Source organism: Nonomuraea purpurea (assembly GCF_042650645.1).
Taxonomy (GTDB): domain Bacteria; phylum Actinomycetota; class Actinomycetes; order Streptosporangiales; family Streptosporangiaceae; genus Nonomuraea; species Nonomuraea purpurea.
This window is the reverse complement of record NZ_JBHSBI010000023.1, coordinates 67,348-83,842: the sequence shown is the minus strand read 5'-3', so window position 1 is coordinate 83,842 and position 16,495 is coordinate 67,348. Positions and strand designations below refer to the sequence as shown.

The 16,495-nt window shown below is 69.5% G+C and carries 20 protein-coding genes; 6 read left to right on the top strand and 14 right to left on the bottom strand.

The features are described from left to right. Position 1 precedes the first annotated feature (1 nt). Positions 2-718, top strand: a complete 717-nt coding sequence (locus tag ACFOY2_RS36290; protein ID WP_379532638.1) for a DUF6333 family protein — start codon at positions 2-4, stop codon at positions 716-718. 10 nt (positions 719-728) lie between these two features. Here ACFOY2_RS36290 and ACFOY2_RS36285 read toward each other — a convergent pair whose 3' ends face one another. Together ACFOY2_RS36285 and ACFOY2_RS36280 are read right to left on the bottom strand one after the other, a co-directional pair. After that, entirely contained in the window at positions 729-1,376 is a 648-nt protein-coding gene (locus ACFOY2_RS36285; protein WP_379532637.1) for a response regulator, read from the bottom strand. A gap of 78 nt (positions 1,377-1,454) precedes the next feature. Then, the gene (locus ACFOY2_RS36280) at positions 1,455-2,558 is read right to left on the bottom strand and encodes a sensor histidine kinase (protein WP_379532636.1); all 1,104 of its coding nucleotides are present in this window, start codon (positions 2,556-2,558) and stop codon (positions 1,455-1,457) included. 109 nt (positions 2,559-2,667) lie between these two features. On the opposite strand from ACFOY2_RS36280, the gene ACFOY2_RS36275 reads away from it, so the two are divergent. Next, positions 2,668-3,780 (top strand): alpha/beta hydrolase family protein, encoded by a 1,113-nt coding sequence (locus ACFOY2_RS36275; protein ID WP_379532635.1) that lies wholly within the window; start codon positions 2,668-2,670, stop codon positions 3,778-3,780. Positions 3,781-3,822: 42 nt separating this feature from the next. On the opposite strand, the gene ACFOY2_RS36270 is transcribed toward ACFOY2_RS36275, so the two are convergent. From ACFOY2_RS36270 to ACFOY2_RS36245, 6 genes are all read right to left on the bottom strand, one after another. Continuing rightward, the gene (locus ACFOY2_RS36270) at positions 3,823-4,461 is read right to left on the bottom strand and encodes a maleylpyruvate isomerase N-terminal domain-containing protein (protein WP_379532634.1); all 639 of its coding nucleotides are present in this window, start codon (positions 4,459-4,461) and stop codon (positions 3,823-3,825) included. A gap of 82 nt (positions 4,462-4,543) precedes the next feature. Further along, a complete protein-coding gene (locus ACFOY2_RS36265) occupies positions 4,544-5,272 on the bottom strand; it encodes a nucleotidyltransferase domain-containing protein (protein WP_379532633.1) in 729 nt (242 codons plus the stop codon). A gap of 47 nt (positions 5,273-5,319) precedes the next feature. Beyond that, on the bottom strand, positions 5,320-6,096 hold the full coding sequence (locus ACFOY2_RS36260) for an SDR family NAD(P)-dependent oxidoreductase (RefSeq protein ID WP_379532632.1): 777 nt from the start codon (positions 6,094-6,096) through the stop codon (positions 5,320-5,322). A 39-nt stretch (positions 6,097-6,135) separates the two neighbouring features. Continuing rightward, positions 6,136-6,552: a hypothetical protein gene (locus ACFOY2_RS36255; RefSeq protein ID WP_379532631.1), complete on the bottom strand. Its 417-nt coding sequence runs from the start codon at positions 6,550-6,552 to the stop codon at positions 6,136-6,138. Between the two features lie 31 nt (positions 6,553-6,583). After that, the gene (locus ACFOY2_RS36250; RefSeq protein ID WP_379532630.1) at positions 6,584-7,522 is read right to left on the bottom strand and encodes a ribose-phosphate diphosphokinase; all 939 of its coding nucleotides are present in this window, start codon (positions 7,520-7,522) and stop codon (positions 6,584-6,586) included. 60 nt (positions 7,523-7,582) lie between these two features. Next, positions 7,583-8,209: an HAD family hydrolase gene (locus ACFOY2_RS36245; protein WP_379532629.1), complete on the bottom strand. Its 627-nt coding sequence runs from the start codon at positions 8,207-8,209 to the stop codon at positions 7,583-7,585. A 127-nt stretch (positions 8,210-8,336) separates the two neighbouring features. Here ACFOY2_RS36245 and ACFOY2_RS36240 point away from each other — a divergent pair, with 127 nt between their 5' ends. Further along, a complete protein-coding gene (locus tag ACFOY2_RS36240; RefSeq protein WP_379532628.1) occupies positions 8,337-10,136 on the top strand; it encodes an alkyl/aryl-sulfatase in 1,800 nt (599 codons plus the stop codon). On the opposite strand, the gene ACFOY2_RS36235 is transcribed toward ACFOY2_RS36240, so the two are convergent. The 4 genes from ACFOY2_RS36235 to ACFOY2_RS36220 all read right to left on the bottom strand — a co-directional run bounded on the left by ACFOY2_RS36235 (position 10,126) and on the right by ACFOY2_RS36220 (position 13,547). Beyond that, positions 10,126-10,626: a hypothetical protein gene (locus ACFOY2_RS36235; RefSeq protein ID WP_379532627.1), complete on the bottom strand. Its 501-nt coding sequence runs from the start codon at positions 10,624-10,626 to the stop codon at positions 10,126-10,128. The two genes, ACFOY2_RS36240 and ACFOY2_RS36235, sit on opposite strands and share 11 nt — an antisense overlap. A 24-nt stretch (positions 10,627-10,650) precedes the next feature. Further along, positions 10,651-11,349, bottom strand: a complete 699-nt coding sequence (locus tag ACFOY2_RS36230) for a hypothetical protein (RefSeq protein WP_379532626.1) — start codon at positions 11,347-11,349, stop codon at positions 10,651-10,653. Between the two features lie 567 nt (positions 11,350-11,916). After that, entirely contained in the window at positions 11,917-12,885 is a 969-nt protein-coding gene (locus tag ACFOY2_RS36225; protein WP_379532625.1) for an MBL fold metallo-hydrolase, read from the bottom strand. Beyond that, the gene (locus tag ACFOY2_RS36220; RefSeq protein ID WP_379532624.1) at positions 12,882-13,547 is read right to left on the bottom strand and encodes a histidine phosphatase family protein; all 666 of its coding nucleotides are present in this window, start codon (positions 13,545-13,547) and stop codon (positions 12,882-12,884) included. The genes ACFOY2_RS36225 and ACFOY2_RS36220 overlap by 4 nt, the downstream gene beginning before the upstream one ends. A gap of 11 nt (positions 13,548-13,558) precedes the next feature. Between ACFOY2_RS36220 and ACFOY2_RS36215 the strand changes: the two genes are divergently transcribed. The 3 genes from ACFOY2_RS36215 to ACFOY2_RS36205 all read left to right on the top strand — a co-directional run bounded on the left by ACFOY2_RS36215 (position 13,559) and on the right by ACFOY2_RS36205 (position 15,642). After that, positions 13,559-13,744, top strand: coding sequence for an ABC transporter substrate-binding protein (locus tag ACFOY2_RS36215; RefSeq protein WP_379532623.1), 186 nt, complete (start codon positions 13,559-13,561; stop codon positions 13,742-13,744). A gap of 181 nt (positions 13,745-13,925) precedes the next feature. Beyond that, positions 13,926-15,101 (top strand): DUF2157 domain-containing protein, encoded by a 1,176-nt coding sequence (locus ACFOY2_RS36210; RefSeq protein WP_379532622.1) that lies wholly within the window; start codon positions 13,926-13,928, stop codon positions 15,099-15,101. Between the two features lie 55 nt (positions 15,102-15,156). Then, the gene (locus tag ACFOY2_RS36205) at positions 15,157-15,642 is read left to right on the top strand and encodes a GDYXXLXY domain-containing protein (RefSeq protein WP_379532621.1); all 486 of its coding nucleotides are present in this window, start codon (positions 15,157-15,159) and stop codon (positions 15,640-15,642) included. 88 nt (positions 15,643-15,730) lie between these two features. Here ACFOY2_RS36205 and ACFOY2_RS36200 read toward each other — a convergent pair whose 3' ends face one another. Beyond that, the gene (locus ACFOY2_RS36200; RefSeq protein ID WP_379532620.1) at positions 15,731-15,928 is read right to left on the bottom strand and encodes a hypothetical protein; all 198 of its coding nucleotides are present in this window, start codon (positions 15,926-15,928) and stop codon (positions 15,731-15,733) included. Between the two features lie 21 nt (positions 15,929-15,949). Continuing rightward, entirely contained in the window at positions 15,950-16,456 is a 507-nt protein-coding gene (locus ACFOY2_RS36195) for a GNAT family N-acetyltransferase (protein WP_379532619.1), read from the bottom strand. Between the last annotated feature and the right edge of the window lie 39 nt (positions 16,457-16,495).

The window sequence follows — 16,495 nt, the reverse complement described above, 5'->3', positions numbered from 1 at the left end:
GATGTCGGACGAGTACGAGGAGTACTACCAGCTGTCGGACTCCGACGGGGAGATCCGGGTGCGGGACAGTTCCACCAATCTCACCCTGGTGTTTCCCGGGCCGGAGCTGGAGGCCGACCTCAGGACGATCAACGCGGGTGTCGCGGCTCACGATCCTGATCGAGCTCTCGAGGTGGTCAACTCGCTGACGTCGGTCGAGCGGGTCCTGGAGAGCCTGGGGCAGCGGGCCATGAAGGACTGCGAGGTCATGCCGTACGAGCCCGCGGATCTCGACCTCGTCATGGTGGGTTGCTGGGGTCAGGTGGTCTACGTGCACGATGCCGGGCTCGCGGGTGATCTGGTGGACTACGCCGACACCGAGGTCTGGAACCAGCAGCGACTGCACCCGCAAGCAAGCATCGTGAGCAAGGTGTTCCTCGACATGGTCGCCGACTACATGCAGCTGATCTTCTGGTTGCCGGGTCTGCAGCCGGTGACAACCGAATGGTCGGACGGGTTCAGGGTCAAGGGCGACGTGCCGGCTCTGCTGCGTGCTGCCGGCGTCGACGAGTCGGCCGACCTGTCCGACCTGTCCGAGCTGGATTTTCAGGGACTGGCGCGGCAGATATGCGGGTTCGCCCCATACATGGAGGGGCCGGAGGCGCTTCCTGTGTCCCTTTTCCGGGTGGGGCGCCCCGAGGACGTCATCGAGGAGATGGAAGACGTCTGGATCCGCTGACGATCGCGGGTCAGCCCAGGTCGGCGTCGTGCACCAGGATCGCGGCCTGGACGCGGTTGGCCAGGCCCAGCTTGGCCAGCACGCGGCTGACGTGCGCCTTCACCGTGGCCTCCGTCAGGCGTAGCTCGCGGCCGATCTCGGCGTTGGACAGGCCGCGGGCCAGCGCCCTGATCACGTCCTCTTCGCGTCCTGTGAGGGCGGCGAGTTGTCTGCGGGCGGTCTCGGCGCGGGACGGCGCGCGGTCGGCGTATGAGGCCAGCAGGCGTTTGGTGACCGAGGGGGAGAGCATGGCCTGGCCGCCCGCGACCGTGCGGACGGCGGCGGCCAGCTCTCTCGGCGGGGTGTCCTTGAGCAGGAATCCGACCGCGCCCAGCCGGAGCGCCTCGTGCACGTACTCGTCCAGGTCGAACGTGGTCAGCATGATCAGCTTGGGGGCGTCCTGCTGGGACAGGAGCCGGGCGGCGGCGGTCAGGCCGTCCGTGCCGGGCATGCGCACGTCCATCAGCACGACCTCGGGGCGCAGCCGGCGCGCGGCGGAGACGGCCTCCGCGCCGTCACGGGCCTCGCCGACGATCACGATGTCACCGGCCGCCTCCAGGATCAGCCGCAGCCCGGACCGGACGAGCTCCTCGTCGTCCACGACGAGCACCCTGATCATGCCGGGCTCCGCACACTGGCCGCGATGAATGCTCTGATCATGCGGGGCTCCTCATACCAACCGCGATGAGCACCCTGGTCATGCCGGGATCCTCGCGCTGACCAGGAAGCCGCCGCCGTCCTCCTGGCTGGTGCGCAGCGTGCCGCCGAGCAGTTCCACCCGCTCCCGCAGCCCCACCAGGCCCCAGCCCGCGCCGGGCAGCTCCGCGCGCGGGGCCTGCGGCGCCTGGTTGCGCACCTCCACCTCCAGCTCGCGAGGCCCGTAGCGGATGCGCACGTCGGCGCCCACGTCCCCCGCGTGCTTGTGCACGTTGGTGAGCGCCTCCTGGACCACTCGGTACGCCGTCCGCTCCACGGCAGGCTCGACCGCCCGCGCCTCGCCCTCGTCGTGCCTGGTCACCGCGATGCCCAGCGCGCGCGACTGGTCGAGCAGCCGGTCGAGGTCGCCGAGCGTCGGCGGAGGACGGAGCTCGCCGTCCTGCCGGGGTGCGCGGAGCACGCCGAGCACGTCGCGCAGGTTGGCCAGCGCCTCCCGGCCGATCCCGCCGATCATGGCCGCCGTTTCGGCCGTCTCGTCGTCGGCCGCCCGCATCTCCAGCGCCCCCGCGTGCAGCACGATCAGCGACACCCGGTGCGCGACGACGTCGTGCATCTCCCTGGCGATCCTGGCCCGCTCCTGGGCCCTGGCCTGCTCGGCCCGCATGACCTGCTCGTTCTCCGCGCGTTCCCTGGCCGTCCGCACGACCTCGCGGCGGGCGCGCACCCAGGCCCCCAGAGCCGCCGGCAGGACCATCACGGCCAGCGCCAGCAGCAGCGCGTTGCCCGCGACAGAGGTCGCCATCTCCCGCGCGCCGCCCTGCCACGCGCCGACCAGCGTGGCAGCCCCGCACACCGCCACGCAGCCGCCGAGGTAGGCGGCCAGGTCACGGCCCCTGTCCAGGGTCAGGCCCGCGTAGTAGGAGGCGACGAGCAGCGGCGGCCACACCACCAGCCAGGCGTAGGCGACGGCGCCCACGGCGGCCAGTGGCCACCAGGACCGCCGCGCCCATGAGGCGGCCAGGCCGGCGGCTGCCGCGACCGCGACCAGCACGGGCGCCGGCAGGCTCGACGGCACCCCCGCCTGCCCGTGCAGCACCAGGAGCGAGAGGGCGAACACACCCCCGCCGAGCAGAACGAACCGCATGCCGACCAGCGTATGGGGCAGCCCGTAAAGGGCATTACGACGAAAGTAGTAAGAGCCGATCGACGATCGGGGCGGGCCGGGCGCCGGGTCCGGCCGCGAGCCTGGGCCCATGCGCAGAATTCTGGCCCTCGCGGCCCTGTCGTCGATCGTCCTCGGTGGCGGCGGATCGGCCCACGCCTTGTCCAAGCCAACCCCCGTCCTTTCTGAGCCGACCAGGTCGAAGCCTGTCGCCGCTCCCGTCCTGCCCAAGCCGACCGGGTCGAAGCCCGTCGGCACGACCAGCCTGCATCTGGTCGACTCCGGCCGTCCCGACCCGTGGAACCCGGAGGCCGGCAAGCGGGAGCTGATGGTCACGCTCTGGTACCCGGCCAAACGGGCCGAGGGCAGGCCGGCGCCGTACCTGACGTCCCAGGAGTCGGCCGCGGTCCTGAAGAGCTACCCGGACGTGCCGCCCGACGCGCTCACCAAGGTCAGGACGTACGCGCGGGTCGACGCCCCGGCGCGCGGGACGCGGCTGCCGCTGGTCGTCATGTCACCGGGCTTCAGCTTCCCCCGCGCCACCCTCACCTCCCTGGGCGAGGACCTGGCGAGCAGGGGATACCTGGTCGCTGCGGTGGAGCACACCTACGAGTCGGCCGCCACCACGTTCCCCGACGGGCGCACCACCTCCTGCCTGGCCTGCGTGAAGGGCCAGGACGGCGCCAAGGTGGCCGCGAGCCGGGTGGCCGACGTGCGGTTCGTGCTGGACGAGCTCGCCAAGAGCCGGTGGGGCCGGATGATCGGCAAGGTCGCGATGGCGGGCCACTCGATGGGCGGCAACAGCGCCGCCCAGGCCATGCTCGCCGATCCGCGGATCAAGGCCGGGGTCAACCTGGACGGTACGTTCCAGCCGCTCGTGGCACCGCTGAAGCGGCCGTTCATGCTGGTCGGAGCGCCGAAGTCGCACATGCCTGACGGCACCGACGAGACCTGGAGGGACTCGTGGCCCAACCTGAAGGGGGCCAAGCGCTGGATCACGGTGGCGGGCACCGACCACGCGGCGTTCGTCGACTATGCGGTGCTGCGTCCCCAGCTCGGCCTCCCCGCGCAGGAGCTGGACGGCGCGCGGGCGTTGCGGATCACCCGCGAGCACCTCGCGTCCTTCCTGGACCGGCACCTGCTGGGCAAGCGGACCCCGGTCAAGGACTATCCCGAGGTCACCGTCCATTCGCCTCGTCCGTGAGCGAATCGCGGCCCGCCCCCGAGGCGGCGGGCCGCGTGCGGCTCAGAAGGCGCTTATCGTGGCAGGGGCGCGTTCCGCGCGGCTGAGCGTGCGGATGACCGCCGTCGCCCCGTGGCGGTGCACGGCGAGCTGGGCCAGCAGCTCCACCACCGGGCTGATGACCGATGCCGGCAGTTCGGGTGTGTCGACGCCCACGCTGGCCGCCAGGTCGTCGGAGTGCACCACGAGCTCGACCAGCCGCGTGAGCAGGAAGTCGTCCAGCCGCAGCGACCAGCCGGCCCAGGGCAGGTACACGACCCGGTCGGCCGGTTCGGCGGGCAGCGCGACACGCAGCCCGTCGAGCAGCGCCTGGGCCCTGTCGGCCAGTGCTTCTGGGCCTTCGGCCGCGGACTCCTCGCCGTGGCGACGGATGCCGACGTTGCTCTCGTGGTCGAGCCCCGCCTGCACCCACGGCGAGCGAGAGTAGTGCTCGATGAGCTCGGTCGGCTCCTGGACCTCCCCGTTCTGCGCGAGCACGTCGTGGACCCTGACGAGCTGGTGAGCCAGGTGCCCGGCCAGTCCCGCGATGCTGAACTCGGTGAGCGCGCTCGGCTTGTTCCACGCCGCGCTCACGGTCGGCTCGCGCAGGAGCGACACGGCTGACGCCGCCGCCACCAGATAGGACTGCCTGCTTTCCCCCATGTGCCGTCCTTTCCCCATTTCAGGCTGAAATCCGGGTAACTTCTATCCCTCCAACAACCCGGACGAGCCTGACAATCCTTCCTCAGGCAAGAGCCTTCAGAATCGCGGACCGGATGAACGCGCGCGCCAGCTTCGCCCTCCTGAACCGGCTCAGCACCGGCGCGGGCGTGTCGTACCTGCGGGCCCGCACGTCGGCGACCACGTTCTCCGGCGCCCCCATCTCGGCCAGCACGTCGAGGGCCTCCCGCTTGCTGATCAGCCGCCCGTCCCTGAGGGTGACCGTGGCCCTGGCGACCGTGACCATGCCCAGGTCCACCCAGATGTCACGCAGCCAGCGCCGCCGCCCCCGCGTCCTGTCCAGCCAGAAGTCACGCAGATCGGCCCGGACGAAGCCGGCCAGCTCCGCGTCCGACACCGGCGGCAGCAGTTCGGCGGGCGGTGGCCCGAACAGCTCCAGGGCTCCCTGGTGCAGCTCGCGCCGCGTCACCGCGGTGACAGTGCGGCGGAAGATGCTCTCGTGCGCCCACGTCACATGCTCGGTCGACATGTCGGACAGCTCCTGCCGGGCCATGTACGAACAGTGCAGCTTGTCCGCCAGCGGCAGCTCGATCCCCCGGTGCACGCGTTTGATCCGCCGCCAGTGCTCCATGGTCACGGGCTCGTCCACGATGGCGATCAGGTCGAGGTCGCTGCGTCCCGGCTGGTAGTCGCCGGCCGCGAGCGAGCCGTGAGCCCACAGCGCGACCAGTGGCACGGCCGGTTCGACGCTCTCCAGGTAGAGCCTCAGCAGGCGGTCGGTAGCTGCGTGCATGATGCAAACTATGATCGATTCGCGGCTGTCAGGGAAGCTGATATCGATCAGAGCGCATGGCCACCGGCCACCTGCAGCACCTGGCCGGTGATCCACCGAGCCTGACGCGAGGCGAGGAACACCACGGCGTCGGCGATGTCGGCGGGCTCTCCGACCCGTCCCAGCGGCACGACAGAACGGGCGTGCTCATAGGTCTCGGCGTCCATCCACCCCGTCTGCACCGGCCCCGGCGCGACCGCGTTGACGCGGATGCCGTCGGCGGCCAGGTCGAGGGCGGCCGCGCGGGTGAGGGCCTCAAGCGCCGCCTTCGACGTTCCGTAACCGACCTGCCCGGGGAAGGCGCGGGCGGCGTCCGTGGAGATGTTCACCACGCACGGGCTCGTTCCGTCCGTGCGGCGCTTGGCCAGCTCGGAGATGAGCAGGGCCGGGGCGACCGCATTGACCTCGTAGTGGCGGCGCAGACCGCCGGCGGTGAAGGAGCCGAACGTGTCGGGGGACTCGCAGTGCGCGGCGTTGTTCACCAGCACGTCCACGGGCCCCAACCGGCGCTCGACCTCGTCGAAGAGCCGCGGCGCCGCGTCCGGCTCGCGCAGGTCGCCATGGACGGCCACCGCGTCGCCAAGCTCCCCGGCCAGGGCTTCCGCCGTGTCGGGGCCGAAGGTGACGTGTTCCCACGCGGCCCCCGGGGGAGGGGACGTCGCCGTGACGTAGTGCACGGCGACGCGCGCCCCTTCAGCCGCGAACGCACGGGCGATCGCCGCGCCGATCCCGCCACTCGCGCCGGTCACCAGGACGATCTGACCTGCAAGCTCCGTATTCACCATGGTCAGGAGCATGCCAAGGTCGCGGGCTGATCATCAAGTTCAGACCTCGAAGACTGTGAACTTCACGTCCCAAAGGTCACCGAAGCTGATGCCGATCCTGTCGTACAGGAGGTCCATCGCCCACGTTTCGCCGTCTTCATCATCGGGACTCTGTTCTTCCGTCACCCGTTGACCGTTCGCGTAGTGCAGGGCGATGGCCGGAGTATCGACCCTTACAAGGTGCAGCTCGGTGCCCGCCGACCGCTCTTTCAGGTAGTCGGTGCTCCCGGACAGCCTCTGGCCGGAGTCGAGGACCACGGCCCAGTCCCCGACCTGCGCCACGCACAGGTCGGGGAAACGCTCGTAGGAGGTCGCGTACTCGAAACTCATCGTGGTCTCCGTGGACAGGAAGACGTCCGGCACCGCCAGGAAGAGCTCGTCGGTCTTGACCGCCGTTACCTCTAAGTTCCAGCCCATTGGCGCAGTTTAGCGATCGATGATCTTTACGTCAGGGTGTTCCGAAAAGGGCGCTTACCGACTCGCCGTCATGGATGCGGCGCATGGCCTCGGCCAGGGCGGGCGCGATCGACAGCACCGTGAGCTTGTCGCTCGGCTTGGGCGGCGGCACGGTGTTGGTGCAGACGATCTCCTCGACCTCGGGCAGCGCGCCCAGCCGTTCGATGGCCCCGTCGGCGAAGAGCCCGTGGGTGCAGGCCACGCGCACAGAGCGCACGCGCTGCTCGCGCAGCCGGTGGAGCAGCTCGATGACCGTGCTGCCCTTGGCGATCTCGTCGTCCAGGATGATCACGTCCTTGCCGGTGACGTCGCCGATCACGGAGCTGATCACCACGCGGTCGTCGCTGAAGCGCTGCTTGGCGCCCATCGCGACCTCGGTGCCCAGCAGGCGGGCGAAGTGCGCGGCCTCCTTGGCGTTGCCGAGGTCGGGGGAGACGACGACCGTGTTCGACAGGTCGTAGCGGCGGAAGTGGGCGGCCAGTTCGCGCAGGGCGTGCAGGTGGTCGACGGGCACGCTGAAGAAGCCGTGCACCTGCGGCGAGTGCAGCGTCATGGCCAGCACCCGGCTGGCGCCCGCGGTCACCATCAGATCGGCGACCAGCCGCGCCCCGATCGAGATGCGCGGCGCGTCCTTCTTGTCCGACCGCGCGTAGGCGTAGTGGCTGAGCACGACCGTGATCCTGGCCGCCGACGCGCCGCGGGCGGCGTCGAGCATGAGCAGCAGTTCGACCAGATGCTCCTGGACGGGCGGGACGAGCGGCTGGATGAGGAACACGTCGCGCTCGCGGCAGTTGGCCTGCAGCTGCACTTCGAGCACGTCGTTGGCGAAGCGGTTGACCTGTACGGGGTGCAGGGGCGTGCCTAGGTGGGCGCAGATCTCCTCGGCGAGGTCGGGATGGGCGCTACCGCTAAAAACCGTAATGTCTCGCACGATTCCGTAAGCATAGCCATCCGACCTCCGCTGTCACGTGAGCGACTCGGGGGAAAGGGGTTATCCGAGCGACTCGACGGTGAGCGCGCCGAGGTCGGGGACGACCCGCCAGGCCAGCGCGAGCGCGTCCGGCGCCGGCGGGTAGTGGGGATGCGGCACGGCGATCACGCGCATGCCGGCGGCGTGCGCCGAGCGCAGCCCGTTGCTCGAATCCTCCACCGCGACGCAGCCGCGCGGGTCGACCTCCATCCGCCGGGCCGCCTCCAGGTACCCGTCGGGGGCGGGCTTGCCGCGCGGGACCTCCTCGGTCGAGACGGTGGCCGCGAAGCACCCCTTCAGCTCCGCCGCGTCCAGCACCACATCGATCAACCGGCGCGGGGACGAGCTGGCCAAGCCCAGCGTGATCTGCTCCGACAGGCGGCGCACGGCCTCGACCGCCCCCGGCATCAGCGGCACCTCGTCGCGGTAGCGCGCCGCCATCTGCTCGACCACGCCGCGCGCGATGTCGTCGGGGGCCATCCGCACCCCCAGCTCGTGCAGGTAGGCGGCCCACTCGGGGGTGCTCATGCCCATGAGCCTGGACTGCGTGTCCGGCTGCCACGTGCCGCCGTGGTCGGCGACGAAGGCCCGCCGTACCTCCTCCCAGACCGGTTCTGAGTCGACCAGCACGCCATCGAGATCGAACACACACGCTTCCATACCGAAAGCCAATCACATGGCGCGGCCGGAGGCGGATGTCCCTATTGCCCGAGATTCATCCTATTAGGGGTGTTTGTTGAGCGTTCTGGAGGCGATCGGGGGCATGCGCCTTGGCATGGCAGACCTTCCATTTCATGACAGGGGCGACTTCGGAGACGCGGACCGCGGGTTCATCGCCAAGCTGAGCCCCGCGGTGATCAGAACGGCGGACGGCCGGGTCGTCTGGGACAACGACTCCTACGACTTCCTCCAACAGGACTGCCCGAAAACCGCCCACCCCAGCCTCTGGCGACAGGCCCAGCTCTGCGCCAAACAGGGTCTGTACGAGGTCGCCGACGGCGTCTACCAGGTACGCGGCCTGGATCTGTCGAACATGACCCTGGTCGAGGGCGAACGCGGAGTCGTCGTGATCGACCCGCTGATCTCCGTCGAGTGCGCCGCCGCCGCGCTGAAGCTGTACCGCGCCCACCGAGGCGACCGCCCGGTCACCGGCGTGATCTACACCCACTCGCACGCCGACCACTTCGGCGGCGTGCGCGGGGTGACCGATGGAAACGTCCCGATCCTGGCGCCGGCCGGGTTCATGCGGCACGCGGTGTCGGAGAACGTCTACGCGGGCCCGGCCATGGTCCGCCGCGCCGTCTACATGTACGGCCCGGCTCTACCGCGCTCCCCCGAGGGCCAGATCGGCTCTGGGCTCGGCCTGACCACCTCGACGGGCACGGTGTCACTCATCCCGCCCACGGTCGACATCACCCATACCGGGCAGGAGGAGGTCGTCGACGGCGTCAGGATCGTCTTCCAGCTCACGCCGGACACCGAGGCGCCCTCGGAGATGACCTTCCTCTTCCCCGACCGCCGCGTCCTCTGCCTGGCCGAGGACGCCACCCACAACCAGCACAGCCTCCTGCCCCTGCGCGGAGCCGCCGTCCGCGACGCCCGCGCCTGGGCGCGCTACCTCACCGAGGCCATCTCCCTGTTCGCCGACCAGGCCGACGTGGCCTTCGCCTCGCACCACTGGCCGACCTGGGGCAGCCAGGCCATCGCGCGCTTCCTCGGACAGCAGCGGGACCTTTACGCCTACCTGCACGACCAGACCCTGCGCCTGCTCAACAGGGGCCTGACCGCGCCCGAGATCGCCGAGTCCGTCCAGTTGCCGCCCGAACTGGAGCAGTCCTGGCACACCCGCGGCTACCACGGCTCGGTCAGCCACAACGTCAAGGCCGTCTACCAGCGCTACCTCGGCTGGTTCGACGGCAACCCCGCGCACCTGTGGGAACATCCGCCGCGCGAGAGCGCCGTCCGGTACGTCGAATGCCTGGGCGGCGGCGCGGCCGTGGTCGCCTGCGCCAGGCGCTACATCGACGAGAACGACCTGCGCTTCGCCGCGCAGCTCCTCAACCACGCCGTCTTCGCCGACGAGGGCAACAAGGAGGCCAGAGACCTGCTCGCCGAGGTCTACACCCGGCTCGGTCACGGCGCCGAGAACGCCACCTGGCGCAACTTCTACCTCATGGGCGCCCTGGAACTGTCCGACGGCATCGTGCCCGCCACCATGGACACCGCCTCGGCCGACCTGCTGACCGCGCTGAGTGTGGAGCAGATCTTCGACTCCATCGCCATCCGCGTCAACGGGCCGAGAGCCTGGGGGGAGCGGCTGTCCATCGACTGGCACCTGATCGACCTGGGGGAGCGGCACCGCACGACGCTGTCCAACGGCGCGCTCATCCAGCAGCCCGCACCCGGGGACGACAGCGCCGACCTGACGTTGCGGCTGACCAAGACGCAGCTCGTGGGGCTGTTGTCGGGCAAGGAGGTCGAGGGGGTGGAGCGGGAGGGGGACACGTCGGTGCTGCGGCGGCTGGTCGCCGTACTGGACCATCCGGTACGGGACTTCGCCATCGTCACAGCTTAGGGCCGGCGCCGTCCGACGCCTTGGACCTGGTCGCGGCGTGCAGCGCCTTGCACGCCAGCGCCAGCAGCGTGACCACCACGGCCCCCGCGCCGGGCCCCACCACCAGCGCCATCGTGAACTCACCCGCGTGCCACGCCGCCGCCAGGATCGCCGCCGACGTCAGCACCGCCACCCCGAACATCGCCCCCCACAGCGGCAGCAACTCCAGGTAGGCGAACAGCAGCGGGAACGCCAGCCACACGAACGGCGGCGCCGCCACGGCCAGCACCGCCCACCCCGCCGTCACCACGCCCAGTCCCACAGGCCCCCACCAGGTCACCCTGCGCCAGCAGACCAGGGCGGCGGCGTAGGCGAGCCCGAACAGCACACCCCCGACGGCCGGCGCCACGAGGCCCTCGCGCAGCACGGTGATCACGGCGATCACCAGCAGCCCGCAGGCCGTGACGTGCGCCGTCCATCGCAGCAACCGCAACGGAATGTCCATCATCAATCACTGATGGTAACGCTCCCGCGCTCAGGCGGCCCTGGGCCGCCGCACCACGGTCGCCAGGAAGTACAGCACTCCACCGGTCACCATTGCGATCACCACGCCGATGTTCGCCGCCCCGAACGTGCTCGACTCCAGCTCATCACTCATCAGGAATCCGACGACCCGGGCGATGTATGGGTCGGCCGAGGTGATCAGCCCCAGCCCGACGACCGACGCCACGACCAGCGACACCAGCCCGGCCCAGTTGAGCGCGGGCGCGCCGGGCCGTAAGAACCGCTCGTCGTAGGCCCGGCCGCCCGCCCGCAGCCGCCACATGTCCACCAGGAAGATGGCCACCCAGGCCGCCATCACGACGCCGGCGATCGCCAGGAACGCCTGGAAGGTGCCCAGGAAGCTGGTGGAGACGAACAGCAGGTAGTAGCCGCCGAGCAGCATGAGCACCCCGTCGATCAGCACCGCGTAGTGCCGTCTGATCGGCACGCCGAGCGCCAGCATCGACAGCCCCGACGAGTAGATGTCCATGATCGCCCCGGCCAGGAAACCGCCGATGGCGGTCAACAGGTACGGCAGCAGGAACCACGTCGGCAACGCCCCCGCCAGCGCCGCCACCGGATCGCCGCCCGCGGCCTCGGCCAGCTTCGCATCGCCGCCCGCCAGCAGCACCCCGAACACCAGCAGCACCATCGGCGGCAGCGCCCCGCCCAGCATTGTCCACAGGGCCACCGACCGGGGGCGCGATGTGGGGGGGCAGGTAACGGGAGTAGTCGGCGCCGCAGTTCACCCAGCCCAGGCCCAGCAGCGTCATGGCGAAGATGACCCCGCCCACCCAGCCGCCGGGCCCCGCCGTGGTCTCCAGCGTCCCGCTGATGCTCAGCTTCGGGGCCATGAGGATCATTTGACGTGCTCCTCGCCCTGATAGAGGCGAGGATTCCCGTGCTGCTAACGCAGCAGTTCATGCCGCGAAGCAGCACGAGCTGTGGAACAGGATGCTTGACGCTTCACCGACCCGCCCACCGGCAAGTCTCCACGTCCTGTCACCGCCCGTCCGGCGGCCTCGTTGTACCGATGAATCCAGGAAGTGATCTCACGGCCAGCTTGGTTGTCGCTTGCCAGTTCGATCACGGAAACCTTACCGTACGTGGTTGAGACGTCGCAAGCAGTTCCGGTCGCTGCACGCTCGCGCCCTGAATGGCACTCACGCGCGGGCCTACACCATCCCGCCTGAAGGCGGAACCGCGTTGATACCGTTCTGCTCGACGGCCATCGTGTCCATGATCGGACGTTACCCGCCTACCGCGCGGAATTCGACTGGTGCTGCTCGGGCAGATGGCTTTCCCGGTGCGCCCACACCAGGACGTTGTCGTGCCGTTCCTTGTCGAAGAAGGCGACCACCTCCTGATCGGAGTGGCGCAGGCTGAAATGGGTCAGGACGAACAACGTCTCCGGGTGCGCCTCGATCACGGGTTTGAGCCCGCTCCAGACCGTGTGCCCGACCCGGTCGGCGCGAGGCAACTGGCTGTCGTCGAGAAAGGTGCACTCGGTGATGATGACCGGATAGTCGAACAGCCAGGGATTCCGCTCGAACACCGACACATGCGTATCGCCCAGGAAAGCGAAAAGGGGACGGCGCACCTGCCGTTCCACCTCCACGCCTTCACGCCGTTTCCGAGCCACCAGCTGCCCGAACTCCTCGCCCCGCCCGTCCTGGACGAGAGCGCGCCGCAGGTCCTGCAATTCGGGCAGCAGTTCCTTGCCGTTCTCGGAGAACGCGTAGCCCACGCAGGGCACCTTGTGCTCGCATCGCACCACGCGGACGTGGTGACCGCGAGGGCCGAAAGTGAATTCGTCGTCCTGTCGCACGCCGTGCAGCCGACAGGCCGGGGCCAGCGCCGGATCGTACGGCGCCGCGTGATTCAGTTCGGCGGACGCGCGCAGAAAAGCCTCCACGTAGGGCAGCGCCTCGGCGGGCAGGTAAATGTCGGTGCCGGACGCCCTGGAGGCGAGGTAGTCGAGATCCTTGGCGTGGTCATGGTGCGTGTGCGTCAGGAAGACCGTCTCGGCCTGCCGCCCTTCGCACAACCCGGCGTCCAGGACGCATCGCAGCTCCGGTATGTGGAAGAAGGTTTTGTCGTTCGCCCGTGAGTACCCGGTGAGAGTGAACGTGGTCCCGGGTATCCGCCACGTCTTCCACTGCCGAAAGGGATGTCCCTTGACCAGCCGTTCGGGATGCTCGGCCTGCCGTTGGGAAGTCTGCGTCATCGAGTAAGTCTTCCAGATGGGGCAATTTCATTGAAACGGACGAGTGTCCATCTGGGTGGTGGCCATTGTGTGGGGTCTTGATCGGTGACCCATTCCGTCAACGAGGCGGGCGACACTTCCAGGTCGAAGGGACGATAGACGGGAAGCAGCCCGAGGGCGTTGAAGGAGATCTCGACCGTTTCGGCGTGGCCGACGAGGATGACGGTTTCGCCTCGGTGGCGGTGGGCGAGGTCGATGACGGTGCGGCTGGTGCGTGTGACCATCTCGGCCCAGGTCTCGTTGCCTTGCTGGAAGGGCCGGTAGATGCCGCCGCCTTCGATGTCGAAGCGCCGGGCGTACTCCGCGTGGGTGAGCCCGTCTGCCTCCAGCGGACTGTGCCAGGTGCAGAGCCCGCAGTCCTGCGCGGCGGGCAGGCCGCAGGCCGTTGAGATCGCAGCGGCTGTTTCCACGGCCCGTGGCAGGGGCGAGGAGTAGATCGACGCCTTGTCGCCTGCGGTTTCGGCGGCGATTCGTGCTCCGAGTTCTGCGGCCTGTTCGCGTCCGATGCCGGTGAGGCCGCGGCATCCTTTCGGGCCGCCTATCACGCCTTCTCTCTTGTGGAGGGAGTCCCCGTGACGCACGAAGAAGAGCCGGGTTCGCATGTGGTGTACCACCAGGGTCACGCTACGGCAACGTGCTGGTCACCACGACCAAGATCGCCCAGGAACAGCCGGACCTGGCCAAGCGGTTCATCGCGGCCCTGATGAAAGGGCTCGTCCACAGCATCGGCAACCCGGACGAAGCCGGCCGGATCCTCCAGAAGAACGTCTCGGCGGCGAACGGCCGGACCCCCGGTACGAACGCGAGATCGCCGAGCTGAAAGCCGCCCTCGCGGACGCCCACCTGCAGCTTCGCCGCCACGCCTCGAACACCCCTCTGTAGCGGAGGTGCGGTGTTCGTCCTGAGTATCCGTACTCATTACTCTTTTGCCGCGTCGTGCAAGGCTGACTCCGGATCCCCCGCCTCCTGTTCGGCGTGCGGGGCGAGGGAAGAAGGGACGGATGGCACCTACGCGACGGGTTCCCGCTCGGCGCCTGGCCTGGCTACGGGGTGAACTGGCCCGGTGGCAGGCCGAAGGCGTCATCGACGAAGGCACGGCACGGCGCATCGAAGCCGGATACGTCCCCGGCAGGAGGCTCAGCCTGGAGAGGCTGGTACTGCTGCTCGGTGGCGGATTCCTCGGCATCGGGCTGATCTGGCTGGTCTCGGCGAACCTCGACCAACTGTCACCACTGGTCAGGTTCGTGGGCATCACGGTGATCTGGATCGCCGCGGCCGTGGCCGGCGAAACGTTGCCGCAGGAGGGCGGGCGGCTGTCGGCCAGGCTGGTCACCGTACTCGCCGGGGGAGGGGTGATCTTCCAGGCGGCGCAGAGTCTGCAGGTCCCCGCCTACACCTCCAGCCTGCTCGGTGTGTGGGCGGGTGGCGCGCTGGCGTACGCGTACGCCGCGGCGGCCACGGGCCCGCTCGTCGTGGCCTTGATGATCGCATCCGTGTGGTACGGCTGGTTCGTCGGTGAGCAGAGCGGCGGCGCGGGCGCGATCGCCGTCGGCCTGCTCGCCGCCGGCGCGGTGGCGTACGCAATCGCGACCCTCCACGACAGCGGGCGCCTGCGGGACGGTGGGCGGCCGGCCCGGTTTGCCGGGCCGTGGCGGCTGGCCGGAGTGGTGTTGTCGCTGTCCGGGCTGTTCGTCGCCGCCTTCCCCGGAGTGGGCGCGAACGGCGCGTTCGAGTCGCCGGCGCTGTGGGCAGGGCTGGCCGCCACGGCAATCGCCATCATCGCCGTCCTCCTGACCCGTAGAGAGGGACGATGGGAGGCGCTCGCCGTCGCGGGCATGATCGGGCTGGCGATGCTGCTGGTGATATGGACCCCGCGGGGCGACTACGGGTACATCGGCGGGTTCGGCGCCGAGCAGACGGCACGCGCCGTGGTCGGCACGCTGGCCTACGTGCTGGCAGCCGCCTGGTTCGCCGTCGTCGCAGCCCGGCGTGATCTGTCCTACCTCGTCTACCTGGCGACGGCCGCGCTGGTGCTCTTCGTCACCGTGCAGAGCTTCGCCGTCTTCCAACCCCTGCTCACCGGGGCGGCGTTGTTCCTGGCCCTCGGCGTCGTGTTCATCGGCACGGGCTTCCTGGCGAACTACGCCCGCCACCGCCTGATGGAGGCCACCCGATGACCCGGGGAGTCCTCATGAACAGCGCCGCCCCCGAGGCGTCTGGAAGGAGTCCCCGATGATCAGCCGATCGGTGTTCTTGTCACGCCCGGTCCTGGTTGCCGCGGCCCTCGTCCTCCAGGCCGTGCTGCTGGTGGTGGCCGTGGGCCCGAGGCTGTCGGCGAGGGTGACCGGCACGGAGTACCGGCTGGCCGTCGGCCCGGTCGACCCGATCGACCCACTGCGGGGCGCGTACGTCCGGCTGGACTACCCCGGCCTGCCCAGAGCCGACGACCAGTCGCCGGGCCGGGTGTACGTCCCACTGGTGCGGGACGGCCGCCTGTGGAAGGGATCGACCATCGTGCGGCAGCGCCCCGCGAGCGGCCCCTACATCGCCTGCGAGTCGGAGGGCTACGGGTGGCTGTCGTGCGGCATCGACAGCCTGTTCCTCCCGCAGGACAAGGCGGCGAGGGTGCAGGACGAACTGGCGGGTAACCGCGCCGCGGCCATCATCAAGATCGACGCCAACGGCAACGCCGCCGTGCTGGGATTGGCACCCCGCTGACCTGGCCTGACGCGCCGTCGCGTTCGATCCTGGCGGCGGTGCGACGATCATCCTGGAGCAGGAGCGCCCCGCCGGAGGTCCTGGTTCATCAGGAACCCTCCCCATACTCCTCATGGCTCTTGGCGAAGTCGTCGGGACGTGTCTGGCGTAGCCTGCGATACCGGTCATCGTAGAAGTCGAGGGCTTCGTGAATGGTGCATTCGAAGGCGTCCTTGATGAGCTTGATGCCTCTGATCGTTTGCCCCCGGATGACGAGTTCGTCTAGTCCGGCCAGTTCATCGCTCATGCGGTGATCCTGGGGGCGGGATCACAGCTCCGGCAAACCATTTTCGGTTGATGGCGACGGCTCGGTTCCCGCTGGCTGATCGCCAGACGAATTCGGGTGGCGCACCATGAACACGTCCACCTCGTCCTCGGCCTCGACCGCGAACCCGTGCCGCTCGTACAACCGGCGGGCCGGACTGCCCTGCAGCACGTTCAGCCGAACCATGGCCTCTTCGCGGTCGCACCGCTCCAGCAGCCTGCTCAGCACCGCAGACCCGATGCCTCTGCCCTGGGAATCCGAGCTCAGGTAGAAGTGCTCCAGCCAGTAGGTGCCTTTCGTCGGCCGCAGCGCCACGCAGCCCGCCGGGGCGTCATCCACCTCGATCATCCAGGTATGCGCCGGCGCGAACCCGTCCCGCAGCCGCTGCCGCACACGCTGACCGTCGTACCGCCCGAGCCGCTCGAGATCCGCCCTCAGCACCATGGCTCGCAACTCGGCCACAGCCTCGACGTCCGCCGCCGAAGCCGGCCGAATGCCCCAATCCGCCATGGCCGTGATGTTATCGCCCGCCGGACCGACCGCCCTTCG